Genomic DNA, 16,815 nt, shown 5'->3' with positions numbered 1-16,815 from the left:
CTGCAAGATGCTCGGCATCGCCCGCCTACGGGTCGCTTCGAACTCTTTGCGTAGCGGTCCGATACCAAGCCGCATGCGCGTTTCCATCGCCTCGGTTTCCCGGCGAATAGCCGCGCGCGTTTTACGTTTGGCCGACTTTCAACGATGCTGCCAATAGGTGCTCGATTGCATCAATAGCGATGGTTGAATTTATGCAAGCGTGATGTTGGCCGTCCACCTCTTTCTCGAAGACCGAAAGCATGGCTTGGAAGAACCCGCCGATGAGTCAGCTCCTCTTGTCGTCGTAAGATCCGTGTCCAGGAGGCACTCGCCTCCAATCCAAGCTTTGTGCTTTACCTGAGTTCGCGGAACGGGCCAATTATACCTTTAGGGCCTCCGACGAGGCGTCGGTCGGCCCGACAAAACGTTAATCATCCGTGCTGCTTCGGATCGGGTGTGAAACACCACATCAAGCCACCGCTGGTCCTCTTTGCAATAGATACCCCAACGTCCGGCAAGGCCAACTTCGGGCCGAACTTGAGCAATGTAAACCTTGCCAATCATTCGCATACTTACGCTGACAGTCGCCCCACTTGGCCAGCCCGAGCAGTGAGCCCGGGCCGGTTGCTGATCTTAGCGGAAGTGGCGATTACGCACTTGAATGACCCGACCCGACCGTGTGTCGACCAAGACGACATCACGGCCATAGCGAACCCAGCGCTGGTAGCCGAAGCGTGGGCGCGTCAACTGGTAGCGAGAATAATCGTTCACCCAGTAGTTGCGACCATAGTAGATCGGCGCGAAGCGATGGCCGATGCTCACCGGCCGGTAGCGATAACCTTGGGGACCACGATAGGAGCCGCCGCGATAGGCGTACCCGCCACGGTTGCCAACGCGCCGGTCCTGGCGGAAGTCACGGCGATCCTGCCGGAAGTCACGGCGATCTTCACGCAACTCCTGCCGCGCTTGCCGGACATCGTTACGCTGGTCGCGGATCTCACGGCGGTCGCCGGTCCGATAGGCACGGTCCAGCTGACGCTGCTCCTGCCGCAGGTCCTGTCGATCACGACGAATTTCGTGACGGGATTGAGCGCTGGCCATCGCGGGAAACGCCATGGCGGCCATCAGCGCCGTGATGATAAGTTTTCGCATTTTTGCTCTCCTGATCCTGATCGAGAGCCGTGGCGGCTCTGTCGGCCGTTATGACAGCACCCACTGAACGGTGCGCGAACAGGCCGGTCAGGAAAATGAAAGATTGGATCCGCCGCTATTAGAACGGACCGCGAAGGGAAATCGACGTCGCGAATCGTGTGACTGGCATATCCTAAAGCGCACGGTTGCATTCAGACGTCGCAAGCTCAATCGCGCGATCGATGAGTTCGGCTGCAACTGTTTCAGTAGCGACCACGGCTAGCAGGACGCAGTGTTCGATATGCCGTTGGCATCGCGCGGCGTGATCTGCGCGCGCCACCCCCAAGGTGACTTTCTGCTGATCTTGAACCATTTACGTCTCACACTCGGCTACAATCGGGGTAAGCTAAGCACGTGAGGCGGCCAGCAGTCTCGACAATTCGAGCTTAACATATGTTTGGTATGATCGAAACGGCGAGCCTTAGTTGCGAATCGATCCGCCGGGGTGCACGATCGCGACATGAGCAACACGCCCTCCAACGACCAGCTATTTGAGCTCGACTGCGCCCTGCTCGATGAGCACGGCCCCTCGTATATCGAGACAATTTGCGATTTTGCGGCAGGCATGCGGGCCGAGGGGCGCGACGCGGACGCTGACGACGCAATGAAGCAGTGCGATCGCATGCGCGCAATCTTACTACAGGATCGCGAACTGCTGGCGCACTATGCGGCGACCGACGGTGAACCAGGCGATCAGGTCACCGAGGCGCTCCGCGCAGAGATCCACCGGCGTGGGCTCGATACGTGAGCGATGGCTGGGACAGCCGATCTTACCCCCGATCGCGAGCGCTTTGCCGAGGCGCTTGAGGTTGAGCGGATCCACGGAGAACGCGCGCGCGCCTTCATCGCCGAGCGAGCGCGCTTGCGGCGGCCGGCTGACGGGCCGCTACGACGATGTTGTCGCCAGTAGACGGTCCTACCTCGCTGATAATATGTCCTTGGGGGCCGGTGTCCTCGCGCCGCAGTCGAAGCTAAGCTGATGCCTGCGCGACGCGGCGAAGCCTGGAACGACAAAGACGATGCGTTGCTCCGCAAATTGACAAACGAAGGCGTGAGCGTGCCTATGATTGCTCGAAGGCTTGAACGGACACAGGCCGCGGTACGGTCGCGGGTGCATTTCATGGGAATGAAGCTTGCGCCCCGTTGAGCGACCCGCCCCGGAAGACCTTCGCGAATCTGCTGGTTCAAATCTTGCCGTCGCCCACCGCTCGCGCGTCACCGGCGTGTGAGAGCTGGCCTGCTGCCGCCGCGCTACCTCGGCATGCCGGAACACGATCTGTGGAAGGGTGATCAGCTAGAGGTATTACCCAGCAATTAGGAGTGGAGCGGACGGTCGGCAGTCGCCCTGGCGTTGCTTTCGTGTGACGAAGTTGCCAGGTCGTAGCAAGGCTGACCGGATAACCGAGGACCAGCGCGACTTAGCGTTGCAACGAGCGCTCGCCTTCCAACACCTGATGCCGTCTTTGAGCTCGTAAGGTTCAATGACTGGGCGGGGCCACCGGCGTTTCGATCGCACTAAGCGAACTTGGCGCAAAAGCCGACGTGGCATCTCTGGAGCGATGGCATATGCGTGCGCTGGCCTCATACCACGGCGGCTACAACGCAGGGAACGCGTTGCTTCTGAACGACGGCAGTTATCCAGCAGCTCGGAAACGACTCGAACTCGATTATCCGGGGTTCGGCGAGGAGAGCCACGCACAGGCCGTCAGTAGCCTGATCGGCACCGCAAGGATCAACGGCGTCGATCCGCTCGCATGGCTGACTGACGTGCTTGCCTGCATCGCCGATCTGCCGCAGTCCCGCCTTCACGAGCTGCTGCCGTGGGAATGGATACGCCTACGCAGCGCGCCACTCATCAAAAAGGCCGCCTGATGACTGAGCCCCACCCTGAACTGATCGAGTCCCCGCTCAACCGGTCCATCGAGCAAGGCGGCAGGCGACTGGAGGTCAACATCGTCCGCCTGGCTTCCGAGCGGGGCTGGTCCCTCGAAGTGGTCAACGATCACAACACATCGATCGTCTGGGAGGACCAGTTTAAAACCGACCGCGACGCGGATGCGGCCTTCCGAAGCGCCCTGGCAGAAGAAGGCTTCGAGGCCTTCCTAGACAAAGACTGACACAACAGCCCGCTGCCCAATGCCCCGACACGCGGCCGCTATCGGATGCGTACTCCGATTGGCCGTTTCGGGAAAGAGCAATTGGGAACAGATTTTGAGAAAGCGAAACCCGCAAGCGTCCGTCAGCGCGATCGGGGCGGCGAGGTTCCCGCCAGACGTTCCTAATTGGGAAAGCTGTATCGGCGCATGTTTATCTGCGTCCAGCGGTTGAGAGACAGGCCTCAGCGCTGTCGGGCATCGACAGATATCCAAGCACGGCGCGGCGAACCCGCACTATGAGTTGTGCCTGTTGTTCCTCGCCGCGTTCGCCTGCGGCATCGATCATTCCCCGGATAATCGCTAGAACATCGCACGTAGCGGATTCCGTGTCAGATTGGTGGGGAAGGTCCGGCCGGGCAAGAATGCCTGCCAGAAGGGTGACGATCCTGGCCCTTACAAACTGAGTGTCGACATCGAGAGGAAGGCGGGCTTCCTCGAAATCGAGCAGTCGTGCCAGACGAGGGCGACGCATTTGGTGTCGAACAGCGGCTTCAATCACGGCATTTAGAGCGCCCCGCCCGGCAACTACGATGCTCGCGGTCTCAACCTCCTCGACAAGACGGGATGTTTCACGAGCAATCAACGCACCGAGCAGCGCATCCTTGTCAGGGAAGTACTGGTACAGCGTCCCAATGCTGGTGCCGGCTAATTCAGCCACCGCATTTGTGGTGAAGCCACCGTGCCCCTGCTCCTCCAAAATGCGAGCAGACGCTTCGATGATTGCAGTCACGGTGTGCTGCGCACGCGCCTGCCTTGGCTGTTTCCGTGGGCGCGTGCGTTGGTCTTGAGGCTGTGCAGTCATGGTGGCCAATGCGAGTAGCTAAAGTGAGCGTATGCTCGCATCCTAATGACGTCAATCAACGACGCAAGGATGAATCATGGACGCCCAACCCACCCAGTTCGAGACCGCGCTCACGACCTTCTTTATGGTTAAGACCTCGCCGGAATGGCTAGGCTTCACATTCGAGACGCGACTGGATCATGCCCGAGACACCTTCCAGCCCATCCTTGATGAGTTCAAGGAGCGGGTCCGGCTTAAGTGGTACGATGTTGAGTTCTACACGGCGAAGATCAGCGATATCTGGATGATCGAATCAAAGGACCATCAAAGCTATCAACTCTTCTGCGAGAAGCTGCGTGAGACGCCGTTCTGGGACCGCTTCTTTCTCGTTCACGACATTTTTCCAGGTGAGCTGAACGCGTGGGCCAAGAACTACGAGGTCGAAGCTCTCCAGTCTTGAAATATCAACGGGCGGCGTATGCCCGCTCGGTGGCACTGCTCCGCTCCACACGCTTTGCGGGTGGAGCGGAAGGCCAGCGTTCTTCATGCCCCTCTAGCGGCCGTTCCCAAAACAGCATCGCCGAGAACGCGCCGGCTTGCTCGATCGCCGTTCGTTTGCGGGAAAGCTAGGCAGTAGGCGGCTGTCCAGAAACGTCTCGCCCTGACCGATCGAGCCTATTCGTTCTTGAACTCAAGGCGTAGCCCGGTGCCGGTCTCGGCTTCCCAGTGCACCTCGGCGCGAAGTTGCCGGGCAAGGCCTGCGATCAGCCCCATGCCCGTCCCCGAGGCCGGCCGCGTCCGCAAGGGCTCAGGTGGCAAACCTCGCCCATCATCGGCGATGGTGATGCTTATGCGCGTGTCGCCGACGCGCATGGCTCGCACTGTGATTGTACCACCGGCTTCATCGAATGCGTATTTGAGGCTGTTGGTCGTGAACTCGTTGAGAATGAGCCCAAGCGGGATCGCACGGTCGCTGCTGATGTCCATCTCTTCGATCTCGGCGTCCAGCTTCACCGTGATTTCACGGTGAAGATCGAGCAAGCCCGTTAGGAGCGCAGTAACATACTGGCAAAGCTCCAGATGATCGACACCGCTCCCGGCGTGGACCTGCTCGTGAACGAGCCGAAGGGTCTCGATCCGCTCGCCTATGACCCGTAACTCCCGGCGCGCGTCTTCCGTGTCGGCCGCATCGACCCGCAACCGGACAAGACTGGTGATCGCCGCGATGTTGTTTTTGATCCGGTGTTGCAACTCGCGAAGCAATGTCCGGTTCGCGTCGAGTGCCTCCTGCAGGTCGTGGACCTTGAACAGCCGGTCAATCACCGGACCCAGGATCATCGCGTACGTGCGCAGGAACTGAATGTCCTCTTCGTCGGGATGCCAGGCCTCGCGGCTGTCCACCTGCAACAGTCCGTAAGGCGTGCCGCCGGGCAGCAGGATCGGAACGTTAATAACGCCGACGACGCCTGCCTCCTTCAGGAACTCAGGAAAGATGAACCGCTCCTCGGCGAATATCGGCGGTGATGACAGGCTCGCCGAGCTTGATCGCGTAGGTTTCAGACGAGCGTTCCGACATCGGCAGTCGGACATGCCCGACAACGCCCGGTTGCCAGCCGCATCCCGCGCGCACGAACAGCGTGTCGCCTTCCTCGACCTCGATGACCTTGGAGAGATCGGTGCCAAGCGCGCGGCCGATCAGCCGGCACGCCTCGTTCAGCACCTCGTCCAGATCCTCGCTCCGGATTGCCAGTTCCCCGAAATCGGCGAGCACGCGCTGGCGCTCAATCATCTCTTTACGACCCGTCATGCTGCTCCCCGATTGTGTGGTGAGGACAATGCCTAGCAGCTTTTCCGGAATGCAACGGAAACTCTTGATACCCTGGCTGTTTATCCTCGTGGGTCATGAGACCATTTACGAGTGCGCCGGTTGGAGTAGCTTTTGAAAACGTCGCTATTAGCTGGCCGTCGCGTGCTGGTGGTCGAGGATGATTACCTGCTTGGGATCGACCTCGCGGCAACGCTGCAAGGCGCCGGGGCGGAGGTGATAGGCCCCGCATCGAGCGTGGCCGAAGCACTGGACATGCTCGATCCGCTACCCGATGTCGCCAGCCTCGACGTGCAACTCGGCGACGAGACGTCGTTCCCAATCGCTGACGAACTAGCGCGGCGCGGCATCCCATTTGTATTCGTGACCGGGTCGGCCAATACGATTCCAACTTCACACGGCACGCGTCCGATATGCCACAAGCCCGCGCCGGGTCATGCTGTGATGTCGGCGCTTGCCGATGCTCTGACACAAAGTGCGGGCGCTAATTCAAGCATATAGAGCGGCAGTTAGTTCAATCAACGATCCTTTGCGAGACGATCAGGGCAAGGCCTCAAATGACGCAAGCGCAATCGAAGGCATCAACCTCCATCGGGGTGCAATTCCTTGGGCTGTTCACCATCGGTGCCCCGCTTGCGCTCAGCCGACGGCGCTCGTTCGATAAGCTAGCCGAGCTGTGAGCGGCCCGTCCGTACAAAACATTGCGTAAACTCGCCGTAGCGCGCATCTTCCGACGCATAAGGAGTTGCGATGCAGTGTTTTTTCAACCTCGCCGGTGCTGTCTACGACCCTGATGACGAGGGTACGGAAATGGCCTCATTGGGCGATGCTCGCATCGAAGCCGCGCGCTATATTGCCGGACTCATCCGCGACCAGCCGGACGTGGTCTGGAGCGGCGAAGAAGTTCGGGTCGAAGTGACGGATTCTGACCAGCAGATCCTATTTACAGTAATCGTCATAGGCGTCGACGCCCCGACAGTATCGGAATGCGATTGGACTAAGGAAGACCGACACGATGTTGGCGGTGCGACGCGCTAAACATGGGGCCGGGTGGCACCCATCGAGCCAAGACCGCTAGTTTTCCCTCATGTCATAAGGCGAGATCGAGCAAACGTAATGGTTGGGTCTCCCGCATGCGCATACCGAGGTAGCTCGCATCAAATTGACCTGCTAATCGCAGCCCGTTCCAATCCATTATCTCTACTTCTTTTAGCTGCATCCGAACGAGCCCGGCGTTGCGCAACAACTTCATCGTCCTGTTCACATGAACGCCCGTCAGCCCAGTCGCGTCCCCAAGGTGGTCTTGGGTGACCGGGAAACGATATGAGCCTGCCTGGTCTAGCGTCGCGCCGTAGCGAACGGCCATCTCGCAGAACAAGTGCGCCAATCGCGTACTAGCGTCGCGCCGACCAACGTTCACGACCCACTGAGAAAGCATGGCGGCCCCAATCATGCATTCCCGCCAGAAGGCTTCGGCTACACCAGGGAAGCGCGCCGCAACCGACCGAAGCTCTGTGTGAGGAACGAGCAAAACCGAGGTGTCGGTGAGGGCTTGGAGAGCGGACGTCGCATTCGGCAAAACGACAGAATGTAAGTCCGCCATGTCGCCAGGTATATGAAAAGCCGTAATTTGGCGCTCGCCGTTTAGATTTTGACCGAACCGACCGGCAATACCGTCTACGATGAAACATGCGTCGTTTGTCTGGGTGTCAAGCCGCACGATGTCGCGCTGGGCCTTCACCTGAAGCGGCCGGGCAGAGAGGTTGCTCAATGCCTGCTTTTCCAGATCGGACAGAATTGAGTGGGAGCTAAGGCGGTCAATAAAAGGGTGCAAGCCGGTGATCACGTAATCCGCCACGATAAATATCCCGTATTGCAAGCGGGAGCATATCGTGTCTCTCGGCCGCCAGCGCCTGCAGAAGGTTGCTCGCGATTGACGTTCGTAGCACGTCACGCAGCGGTCGGCAGGTTTAATGATAATTATCAATAATCTCAAGGGGCGGCGCGATGCAGCGCCGGCGCTGCCTGACAAATGTTCGCTTTTTGCGATTGATCCGGCCCAAGGACACGAAGCAAGCGACCATTTAGAGCCAGCTCGGCACAAGGGCGAAATAGCATGCGGCAAGTGTTATATGTGAGTATCAGTGCGAAGCCTGGCGACGCGGCTGATCTAGTAGGCATCCTACGGCAATCACGGCGAAACAACGCCGCCGACGGAATTACCGGCATACTCTGGTCAGATGAGCGCCGGTTTCTGCACGTGTTAGAAGGACCGCGAGCAAGCGTCGCGCTGACCTTTGCACGGATTGCAGTTGATCGACGGCATCACTCACTCACCGTTCTGGAAGATAATCTTATCGGACGCGCTGAGTTCGGGAGACGGGCGATAATGCACCGTCGAGCAAGCGACGCGCCCGACGCATATCTCGGGCAAATGACACGGGCCTTGCTAAAGGCGTCCCCCGCTATTCGTAAGCACTTCTTCGGCTTGCTCACTGCCGATGCTCCAAACCTCCCGCGGGGCAATAGTAGGGAGCTTAACAGCCTGCCGCCCCGATACGGCCGCCGCCGGTCAGGTCGTTTGGCCACTGCAGCCTCTCGACCTTTCCAAGTTTGAATTTCACCGCTGGGAGAGCCGCTGTGTTCGACGATCAAGATAGAGCATATTTTGCACGCCGCGCTGACGCGGAACGTGCGATGGCCGAGACGCCAATGGATGAAGCCGTGAGACGGGTTCACACAGAAATGGCCTTGGAATACGAGCATCGGGCCCGAGGCCATGCGCCGCTGCCTCCGCAAGCCGGGCAGGCATAAGCTAACTATATCTTGTGTAACCGCCGAACCCTGCCAGCGACTGCTCCGCTGGCGGCCCATTAGGTCCCCTCGCTATCGGCCGAGCGTACCCGGTCAGTGAAGCCATCCGCCTACCTTGAACAAGGGTCCGCTTATATCTTACGGCGCCCGATAGCGGCCCATCAGCTTTCCACCATCTATCGCCGTCCACGATGAGCCAAAGAGCTCGGAGCGCCTGAAAGCCGACTGGCGGCAATCGGGCAGAATAGCAGCTGAGCAGGAAACGCCCACCTTCCGGACATTTCGGTTTCGGGCCAGACGAGCAAGAGGGAGACTGTTGTGTTCAAAGCGATAGCAGCGTTAGCGTTGGTCTCGTGGGCACCCGCACAAGCTATGACGCACGTCACACCGCAACAGGCGCATGCGGATGCGACTGGGCCGTCAACAATGTGCGGCGTCACGAGACGCGATGCGAATGACTTGATGAGGCTCGTTCGGCAGAACCGCCGTTTTAGTCAGCAACCGGTCCAATCACCCCGGTTCGAGGTATTGCAAACCAAAGACAGCAATATGCAGTGGGTTTTCACCAAACCTTCAGAGCCCGCCTACCCTTCGGTATCATGTCGCGAGTTCTACCGGGACGAGAGCGGGGGAAACCAGTCAGCGCAGAAACCTGAGATGCGATGCCAGCAAGGGCGCCTGCGATAAACTATTTCAAGAGCTCAGCGACCTTGACGAGCGGATGATTAGGGCAGTCAGGGGCGGCTAACCGCCATCGCGCATGCCCCTCAAACGTCCGCTGTCCACGGTGGGTTCAACGGGTGGTAGCAACGCATCATTCTCATGATGAGAAGGAGTGGTGCGATGAAGCAGCGTCGTCGGATATAGGTGCGGGCGACCTTGATCCATCGTTCCATCAAGGATCAATTAGATCAGGTAAGCGCCCTCGCGGTTCTGTGGCCTAGGCTTACCAATGTTGCCGTGCTCGGCTCGGATTAGGTCCTTACCCCGCAGACCACTGTTGAAGCGGAAGCGAAGCACCTCCAGCTCGATGCCCGTGTGTTCTGGCCATTGCCGCAGCGTTTGGGAGCACTAACCCCGCATCAACCCGCGCCTGCTCGTGCTGCCCAATGTCGTCATGACGCCGCACATGGGCTTTGCCACCTACGATGGCCGCGTCGCCTCGGGCGAGCGCGTCATCCAGAACATTCGCATGTGGGCCGGTGGCCATCGCCCGCCCGACCAGTTGCTTGACGGCTCAGCTTAGCTCACTCGAATGGCGGCTCCCGGTAATCGTGCGCCATCTTGGCATAAAATGCAGCCGAACTGCGGTTTCCGCTCGCCCGGAAACGCTGGGCGGCGGCCTGCGCGCCCGCAGATGCGATGCGGAACACGCCCTCTATCTCGCCCGGCTTCAGCCCGTCCGTGTGCACCGCGCGGAGGGCGGAGTCGAACCGCACCGCATCCATCAACTGCGATCGGTTGAGCACCAGCACGCCGGTAACCGGGCGGCCCGCTTCCACACGGCCCAGGAAGAACTGATAGGGTGCCCGCGCACCAACGCGCAGCACGCCTAACGCCTGCGCCCGACCCCGCGCGCACGCACCCAGCCACACCGCATTGCCGGAGCCGAAATCAGCCGGCACCTGCACCCGGCAACTGGGCGTCCCGGCGATCCGCGGAGCGGCCGACGCAGATGCAGCAATCAGCCCGATCGCGGCGGCTGCCCATCCCCCAGCACGAGCAAAGCGCATCGTCATTACCTGATCCTTCATAAGCCGAAGCTGTCCAGCAGGGCGGTGCCGCACTCAAAATGCATGGCGTCGTTAGGAGAAAAGGTGGCACCCCAGACCCAGCCCGCCCGGTTAAAGAAAGGCGCCAACGTATCGAGGCCACGAGTCGTACCCCGGCCCTGCTGCGTCAGGACGCCTCCGATGGTGAGGTCGATCGCGGTCCCGAACGCGTGATTTGACAACTTGGTATTGCTGCGCCGTTGCAGCCGATTGTTTAGCATTCCTGCAGTTCCGACCACTCCGTACAGCTCGGGCTGTTCACGGGCGACGGCTGCCAAGACGGCACGCAGGCTGACAACGGCCGGTCGCAATCCCGAGACGCGGAAACGCCCGACCGACTCGGTTACCATCAACGCTAGAAGCTTCTTATTGGTGATAGGTCCGCCATCCCGGTACAGCTTCTCGCTTGGTTTTCCGAAGCGCGCGATCTGTTCGGCCGAGCGCGGAGATGACAATCCGCGATTGACGGTACCGGGTGATGGCAGCTTGGTGGGCGTACGCCAAAACTCCTTTACGCCAGGTGCGGACGGCGCTGCGGTGGGGGGCGGTGCGGCGGTTGGTTGTCGTGCGGCGGCGGTCTGGCGCACAGCGGCAGGAGACGCATGACGCGCAGGCGCAGCATGGATGGGCGCCGGTCGCGACGACGGCATTAGCTTTTGCGCCGGTGCGGGCAGGTGACGGTGCAAAGTTCGGGCGGAGGCCGGCGTCACCAGGCGAACGGGCGACTTGGTAGCCGATGTGAGATGCCGCCATGTCGGCCCGTTCACGTCGACCCGGCCGTCCGGCGCGGGGAGGAACGCCACCTGAAACACCTCTATAGCGTGCATCGTTAGGCGGCCGCAGCGACCGTCTACGGGGCCTGGTGAAACGCCCGCACTGTCCAGAAGCTGTTGAACTACGGCGACATCCTGACGCCGGTTGTGCCCAGCCAACCCAACCGACCTTTGAATATGCGGCATCCTCAGCTCTCCTGCTTTGACGAAAGCGATCCGAGACTTCCCTTATCATCGACCCGCGCCCTCGTTCCCGTCAAGCGCGTTGCGCCGTTCAATCTCCAATACTGATACGCTCCATCAACTGTGCAATAGCCGTACTCTACGTATTACACCAAGCACGAAGCAGCTCGATCGTTCTATTCAGCTCTAATAAAGCGACATTCTTGCTTGCTCGAATAAACAGTTAACTGATCTTCGCGCGCATCCGCTTTGCCCGCTTAGCTGGATCGGGATGAGTTTTCAGCAGTCCAATGCCGCCGCCGCCACCGAGAGCCGCCAACTTGTCCATTGCGGCCGGGCATGCTTGTTGCGGATATGCCTTCGCGGTCATGAAGGCCAGCGCGTAATCGTCGGATGCTGTTTCGGCGGCCTGTGAATGCTGGGCGGTGAGCACGTTCTGGATTAATCCACCAAGCTCAGAACTTGCGATGCTGCGTACGCCGGAGCTGGCTGTGCCCGCTACGCTCAGCGCGGCGTCTTGTTGCAGCGCGCGCTTCAAGCGCTTCTGCCCATGTTGAAGTTTCACATGCCCGATCTCGTGGCCGATCACGCAGCGCACTTCATCATCGGTAAACTTGTCCATCAATCCAGAATATACTCGTACGGTGCCGTCACCCATCGCGAATGCATTCACATCGTTAACCTGATAGGCCTTGATGTCTAGCTTAAGCCCGTCATAGCTGCCCAGTCCCTTGGTCAATTTGGCCAGACGGACAGCATAGCTGCTCTTGGGTGGCGCGACGGGGTTCTGCCGGTCCATTTCGTCAGACATTTGCGAGAAATAGGCGACGACCTGCTCATCTGTAACACTTGCAGCCTGCGCCACCTTCTTAGCCGATCCCATCAAATCGCCCAAGCTCTGCGAATGGGCAGAAGTCCCCAAAGCGAACGCTGCCAATCCGGCCATCGCGGCACTGGTAAGCATCAGCGAGCCGGCACTTAGAGGTTTTCCATTTTTTCGCATAAATATCCCCTAATTCGTTTTTGATTTCTGTCTGCTGCTTCCTGCAAATGCGGGATTTGCATCTTTCGAATAACATATTGATGACAGATTGTGCTTAGAAAGCAGTTATCTTTAAATTCTCGCATTCTTTCCCCGGAGCACTGTCGGGTCCTGATCCCTTCAAGTGGTGTTCAACACCTCCACTTTGGCACATCGATGCCGTCGGGGGCGTCCGCCCCAGCACCACTTTTTCCCGTTCAGGATCCCACGGGCCGATCGACCCTACCGAAAGCGGCCGATAGCTAACGGGGCGAAAAGCCGACGGGCAGGAGACGCCGATGTCGGACGCTCAGGCTGGCGATCCGCGAGTCCGAAAGTCGCCATCCGTTAGTCTCATCATTCCGTTTGCCCTTTTCCAGACGGCAACTTGAAAGTGCAAATGGGAACGAGTTTTGGGAAGGGGATGCCTCGGACGGCCATCCGCGCGATCGCCGGCGTGACTGTAACGCTATGGGTTCCTTTGTAGGAAAGCGGCTTTGGCGGCGGGCGGTCGTTCATGGACAATTGAGTTGCGGCAGCGCTATCGCCCTTTGCGGTCATAAACGTGTCCGCTTGATCCCGAAGCGAGCTAGAAAAATGTTATCAACGATGCTTGCCGCCGCGGCTTTATGTCAGGCTGCCGACCCCCCGGTCGAGCTTACCGTGGCGCAAGTTCAGCGGATCGATCGCTATGTCGAAGCGGAGATGTCCCGGCAGCAGATCCCCGGGTTGACGCTGGGCGTCTATCGTCATGGTCGAGCCGTGCTGCTGAAGGGATATGGCTTTGCCAACGTGGAGCATGGCGTGCCAAACACGCCTGACACGGTCATGCAGTCCGGCTCGGTCGGCAAGACGTTCACTGCGGCCTTGGTCATGATGCTGGTCGAGCGCGGAAGACTGCGGCTGAACGACAGCGTCCGTGCGCATCTTAACGGACTTCCCGAGGAATGGCAGGCCATCAAGGTGGCCAATCTGCTCTCGCACACATCCGGCCTCACCGATTATGACAGCCCGGACATGACCAGGGCCGGCGGGCCTTTCGACATACGGCGCGATTTTACCGAGGATGAGCTCGTCAGGCGCGTCGCGGGCATGCCCCTGGAATTCCGCCCAGGATCACGCTGGGCCTATCGAAACGCCAACTATCTCCTACTCGGTGCGCTGATCCGGCGCGTGACGGGCGCATTTTACGGCGACATGCTGAAGCGCGAGATTTTCGGGAAGCTGGGAATGACGGCGTCGCGGCCTATCTCCGATCGGGAGATCGTACCCAACAGGGCGGCAGGGTACGAGCGTCGCGGCGGGAAGCTCTACAATCAGGAATGGGTGTCCCCGACGTTCAATGCGACCGCCGACGGAACGCTCTATCTTACTGTACGCGATATGGAACTGTGGGACCGCGCGTTGTGCGAGGCATCGGTTCTGAAGCCGTCGACCCTGCAGCAGATGTGGACGCCGTTCGCCGTTGCCGGGACCGTTCCCACGGAGGGTTATGGTTTCGGCTGGTTTGTAAGGCGCGCGGGGTCGGAGACCGTCGTGGAGCACGACGGGGCTTGGCAGGGCTTCACGTCATACTTCGCCCGCTATCTTGGCGCAGGGGTAAGCGTTGCCGTTCTGACCAACCTCGATGCAGGCCATAGTGAGCCGCAATTGATCGGGCATGTGGTGGCCGGTCTGGTGGAGCCCTCGCTGATGCCTCCCCGTTCCGCCTCCGCGCAGGATGATCGGCCGGAATGGTCGAAGCAATTCTGGACCGCACTGCAGGGAATCATGGCCGGAAGCATCAGCGCGGGAGCGTACACCCCGACGCCGGAAGCGGTCGCCGACCTGACAGCGCTGGTTCCGGAGGGCTGGGACCGGACCGTGCCCACACTAATTTCCCGAAATCGGGAAGATGCGCACTGGATATCGATCTACAGGATTGGGTCTGAGGAAAACGGTCGGCGCTTGATTGTGATCAGCGACACAGCGGGCCGGATGACGGATCTCGCCATTACGGCAGATCCGGACAATCGCTGACCCCGCCGATAGAAACTGCCAGTTATCACGGTGCGTTTCAGGCCCGCTGAGCGTTAGCTACCACCCAATTTTCGCCGTTCCCGATGCGCGGTGGTGATCGCCCCTCCCGAAGACGAACAGCAGAAAACGGGGTGAAAAGCAGACTGGCGGAAATCGCCCCAATACTGGACGTTGTTCGGCTACGCAGTTGATGCTAAAAACAGACGGTCAAAAAAGGGTAGATCGGTGCGGTTAGCCCGGTCCCTACTGCGAAGTAGGCCCTGACCTTCGCTCTCGCGTCGAGTCCCGAGACCTTGAACGGTGTCTGCAATGGTGCGGCACCGATGGGGGCCTTTAGATGCAGCAACAGATTTCGGTGATTACGCTCGGCGTGAGCGATCTGGTTCGGTCGCGCAGCTTCTATTCAAACGGGTTCGGGTGGAGCCCTGTCTTCGAAAATGACGAGATCATCTTCTATCAGATGAATGGCTTCGTCCTCGGCACCTGGCTCATATCTGCGCTCGAAAGCGACATGGGACGCGACGGGCTGAGGAGACCTGGTGCATTCGCGTTGGCCCATAACGTCGTCTCCCAGGAACAGGTGCAACCACTGCTCGACAAACTCGTCTCTGCGGGTGGTAGGTTGCTCCGCGCGGGCGATGCCCCCGTCCACGGCGGCTTCCGCGGCTACGTCGCAGACCCAGACGAGCATAGTTGGGAAATCGCGTGGAACCCGGCTTGGATGATCAGCGAGAGTGGCCACGTAACGTTCGCTGTATGATTTCCTGGTCCGCTTTCCCACTGATATGCCGGAAAGCGGACTGGTATCCACGTATCCACTAACCCTCGCTGTTCTGGGACTGATAGCCATTTCCTAGTAGAGAGCCTTGAAGCACGACTTGGGGTTGGCTTAGGCGTTCGCAGCGATGCCGTTTAAGAGTTGGAGAGACGATGCTTCCCATTGATGTCATTGTCGTACCCTTTCACGCGGGCGCTCGCGGCGATCGGGTGGGCAAGGGACCACATCGGCTGCTTAAGGAAGGGCTGGTCGAGGCAGTGCGTTGCACTAGGCGGCAAGTGACCGTGATTGAAATCGAGCCGGCAGACGCTTTCGAGGGCGAGATTGGCCGTACCTTTGAGTTGAAGCGACGGGTGGCAGCAGCGGTGTCGGGCGCTAAGACCAACAACCGGTTCCCGATCATTCTCGCTGGCAACTGTAACACGAGTGTGGGCGTCCATGCCGGTCTCGGCGATCCGGAAACGGGCGTCGTTTGGTTTGATGCTCACCCAGATTTCAACACGCCTGACGAAGTAACCGGCGGCTACTTCGACGGTATGGGGGTGGCGACGCTTGCCGGGCAATGCTGGAAGAAGCTTGCGCAATCAATCCCAGGACACCACCCCGTCAATCTTTGTCATTTGGTATACTGCGGCATTCGCGATTTCGAGCCCGGTCAGCGTGAGAAGGTGGAGGCACACGGCATTCGGGCGGTCTATGGCGGATCAAGCGGCATTGACTTCGCTGGCGAGCTAAACTCGTGCCTCAAGACCATCCCGTCTAAAGTCCTGATCCATCTTGACCTCGATTGCTTGGATACCTCTGTCGGGCAGGCCAATGTGTACGCGGCACCGGGAGGTCTCAGTGTCGACCAGCTGAGCGCATGCATGACACGCATTGCGAATAGCAAGTTTCCCGCCGCCATGACCATTGCGTCGTTCGATCCTGACCTTCCTGGCAGTGGCGCCATTGCGGCAGCAGGCATCAAAGCCGCACAGATTATAGCGCGATCCGTTTAATGCAGCGGCGCGCAAGCGGCGGCTAACCCGGTTCATGTGCCCTAAGCCCGCAGGACTGCATTCCACCCACTTATCGCTGTTCGCGATCCGCCTCGCCGATGCCCAAGGCAGACGGTCCGAAATCGCTCATTCTCTGCCATTGCAGTTGAGGTCCGAGTTGCGGCATCAAAACGTCGCTGAATCCAGGGACGTATCGACATGCTTTCCGTCATTTCAACTTTCGCGGTCCTCGCCCTTATGTATGTTGAGGACGCCGGCGAACATGAAAAGCGGGCGATTTTTTCCAGCAATGCCGCTCGGATGGTAGCAATAACCGACACCCAGTTCTCGATATGCTATCTGCGTTATCATTCACGGTACGGTGATCGCGACGCTACCCGGATAAGGCTCCGGCAATGCATGATTGATCGAGGGCGCCGGCCAGAGCCCTCTGAGCATAATCTTCGCAGAGCTTCCCAAATCGTTGAAGTGTGGAGGGCCGGGCTTGATGGCGTGAAAATTCAAGCGCCGCGCTCTTCTGAATCG

The 16,815-nt window shown here is 59.5% G+C and carries 17 protein-coding genes and 2 pseudogenes; 11 read left to right on the top strand and 8 right to left on the bottom strand.

Annotated features, from left to right (window positions below; genetic code table 11):
* Positions 1-612 precede the first annotated feature (612 nt).
* Positions 613-1,131 carry an RcnB family protein gene (locus U1739_RS18710; RefSeq protein WP_332710116.1) on the bottom strand — a complete coding sequence of 173 codons (519 nt, stop codon included), beginning with the start codon at positions 1,129-1,131 and terminating at the stop codon, positions 613-615.
* Between the two features lie 499 nt (positions 1,132-1,630).
* Here U1739_RS18710 and U1739_RS18705 point away from each other — a divergent pair, with 499 nt between their 5' ends.
* The 3 genes and pseudogenes from U1739_RS18705 to U1739_RS18695 all read left to right on the top strand — a co-directional run bounded on the left by U1739_RS18705 (position 1,631) and on the right by U1739_RS18695 (position 3,287).
* Positions 1,631-1,918, top strand: coding sequence for a hypothetical protein (locus tag U1739_RS18705; RefSeq protein ID WP_332710115.1), 288 nt, complete (start codon positions 1,631-1,633; stop codon positions 1,916-1,918).
* A 947-nt stretch (positions 1,919-2,865) separates the two neighbouring features.
* Positions 2,866-3,042, top strand: a pseudogene (locus U1739_RS18700) (transposase domain-containing protein); the annotation flags it as partial.
* The gene (locus tag U1739_RS18695; RefSeq protein WP_332710114.1) at positions 3,042-3,287 is read left to right on the top strand and encodes a hypothetical protein; all 246 of its coding nucleotides are present in this window, start codon (positions 3,042-3,044) and stop codon (positions 3,285-3,287) included. The pseudogene U1739_RS18700 and the gene U1739_RS18695, both read left to right, overlap by 1 nt.
* A 190-nt stretch (positions 3,288-3,477) precedes the next feature.
* On the opposite strand, the gene U1739_RS18690 is transcribed toward U1739_RS18695, so the two are convergent.
* Positions 3,478-4,056, bottom strand: a complete 579-nt coding sequence (locus U1739_RS18690) for a TetR/AcrR family transcriptional regulator (protein WP_332710113.1) — start codon at positions 4,054-4,056, stop codon at positions 3,478-3,480.
* Between the two features lie 148 nt (positions 4,057-4,204).
* Here U1739_RS18690 and U1739_RS18685 point away from each other — a divergent pair, with 148 nt between their 5' ends.
* Positions 4,205-4,567, top strand: coding sequence for a darcynin family protein (locus U1739_RS18685; protein ID WP_332710112.1), 363 nt, complete (start codon positions 4,205-4,207; stop codon positions 4,565-4,567).
* A gap of 215 nt (positions 4,568-4,782) precedes the next feature.
* Here U1739_RS18685 and U1739_RS18680 read toward each other — a convergent pair whose 3' ends face one another.
* Together U1739_RS18680 and U1739_RS18675 are read right to left on the bottom strand one after the other, a co-directional pair.
* Positions 4,783-5,697, bottom strand: coding sequence for a sensor histidine kinase (locus U1739_RS18680; protein ID WP_332710111.1), 915 nt, complete (start codon positions 5,695-5,697; stop codon positions 4,783-4,785).
* Complete coding sequence (locus tag U1739_RS18675) at positions 5,591-5,896, bottom strand: hypothetical protein (protein ID WP_332710110.1); 306 nt, start codon at positions 5,894-5,896, stop codon at positions 5,591-5,593. Before U1739_RS18675 ends, U1739_RS18680 begins: the two co-directional genes overlap by 107 nt.
* Before the next feature lie 150 nt (positions 5,897-6,046).
* Between U1739_RS18675 and U1739_RS18670 the strand changes: the two genes are divergently transcribed.
* Both U1739_RS18670 and U1739_RS18665 read left to right on the top strand, forming a co-directional pair.
* Positions 6,047-6,433 carry a response regulator gene (locus U1739_RS18670; RefSeq protein WP_332710109.1) on the top strand — a complete coding sequence of 129 codons (387 nt, stop codon included), beginning with the start codon at positions 6,047-6,049 and terminating at the stop codon, positions 6,431-6,433.
* 249 nt (positions 6,434-6,682) lie between these two features.
* Positions 6,683-6,970, top strand: coding sequence for a DUF6894 family protein (locus U1739_RS18665; RefSeq protein ID WP_332710108.1), 288 nt, complete (start codon positions 6,683-6,685; stop codon positions 6,968-6,970).
* A 52-nt stretch (positions 6,971-7,022) separates the two neighbouring features.
* On the opposite strand, the gene U1739_RS18660 is transcribed toward U1739_RS18665, so the two are convergent.
* Complete coding sequence (locus tag U1739_RS18660) at positions 7,023-7,790, bottom strand: Crp/Fnr family transcriptional regulator (RefSeq protein WP_332710107.1); 768 nt, start codon at positions 7,788-7,790, stop codon at positions 7,023-7,025.
* A 258-nt stretch (positions 7,791-8,048) separates the two neighbouring features.
* Here U1739_RS18660 and U1739_RS21285 point away from each other — a divergent pair, with 258 nt between their 5' ends.
* A complete protein-coding gene (locus U1739_RS21285; protein ID WP_443025605.1) occupies positions 8,049-8,549 on the top strand; it encodes a BLUF domain-containing protein in 501 nt (166 codons plus the stop codon).
* Between the two features lie 1,257 nt (positions 8,550-9,806).
* A pseudogene (locus U1739_RS18655) lies at positions 9,807-9,992 on the top strand (D-glycerate dehydrogenase); the annotation flags it as partial.
* A gap of 1 nt (position 9,993) precedes the next feature.
* Here U1739_RS18655 and U1739_RS18650 read toward each other — a convergent pair.
* The 3 genes from U1739_RS18650 to U1739_RS18640 all read right to left on the bottom strand — a co-directional run bounded on the left by U1739_RS18650 (position 9,994) and on the right by U1739_RS18640 (position 12,477).
* Positions 9,994-10,485 (bottom strand): hypothetical protein, encoded by a 492-nt coding sequence (locus tag U1739_RS18650; RefSeq protein ID WP_332710106.1) that lies wholly within the window; start codon positions 10,483-10,485, stop codon positions 9,994-9,996.
* A gap of 11 nt (positions 10,486-10,496) precedes the next feature.
* Positions 10,497-11,477, bottom strand: a complete 981-nt coding sequence (locus U1739_RS21310) for a M15 family metallopeptidase (protein WP_503647080.1) — start codon at positions 11,475-11,477, stop codon at positions 10,497-10,499.
* 220 nt (positions 11,478-11,697) lie between these two features.
* Positions 11,698-12,477, bottom strand: coding sequence for a M48 family metalloprotease (locus U1739_RS18640; protein WP_332710104.1), 780 nt, complete (start codon positions 12,475-12,477; stop codon positions 11,698-11,700).
* Between the two features lie 627 nt (positions 12,478-13,104).
* Here U1739_RS18640 and U1739_RS18635 point away from each other — a divergent pair.
* From U1739_RS18635 to U1739_RS18625, 3 genes are all read left to right on the top strand, one after another.
* The gene (locus tag U1739_RS18635; protein ID WP_332710103.1) at positions 13,105-14,514 is read left to right on the top strand and encodes a serine hydrolase domain-containing protein; all 1,410 of its coding nucleotides are present in this window, start codon (positions 13,105-13,107) and stop codon (positions 14,512-14,514) included.
* Positions 14,515-14,851: 337 nt separating this feature from the next.
* Complete coding sequence (locus tag U1739_RS18630; RefSeq protein ID WP_332710102.1) at positions 14,852-15,274, top strand: VOC family protein; 423 nt, start codon at positions 14,852-14,854, stop codon at positions 15,272-15,274.
* Between the two features lie 170 nt (positions 15,275-15,444).
* A complete protein-coding gene (locus U1739_RS18625; RefSeq protein ID WP_332710101.1) occupies positions 15,445-16,290 on the top strand; it encodes an arginase family protein in 846 nt (281 codons plus the stop codon).
* Positions 16,291-16,815: the final 525 nt, after the last annotated feature.

This window comes from Parasphingomonas puruogangriensis, assembly GCF_036663635.1.
Lineage (GTDB): Bacteria > Pseudomonadota > Alphaproteobacteria > Sphingomonadales > Sphingomonadaceae > Sphingomonas.
Note: the sequence above shows the minus strand (reverse complement) of the source record. Positions and strands in the feature narration are given on the sequence as shown.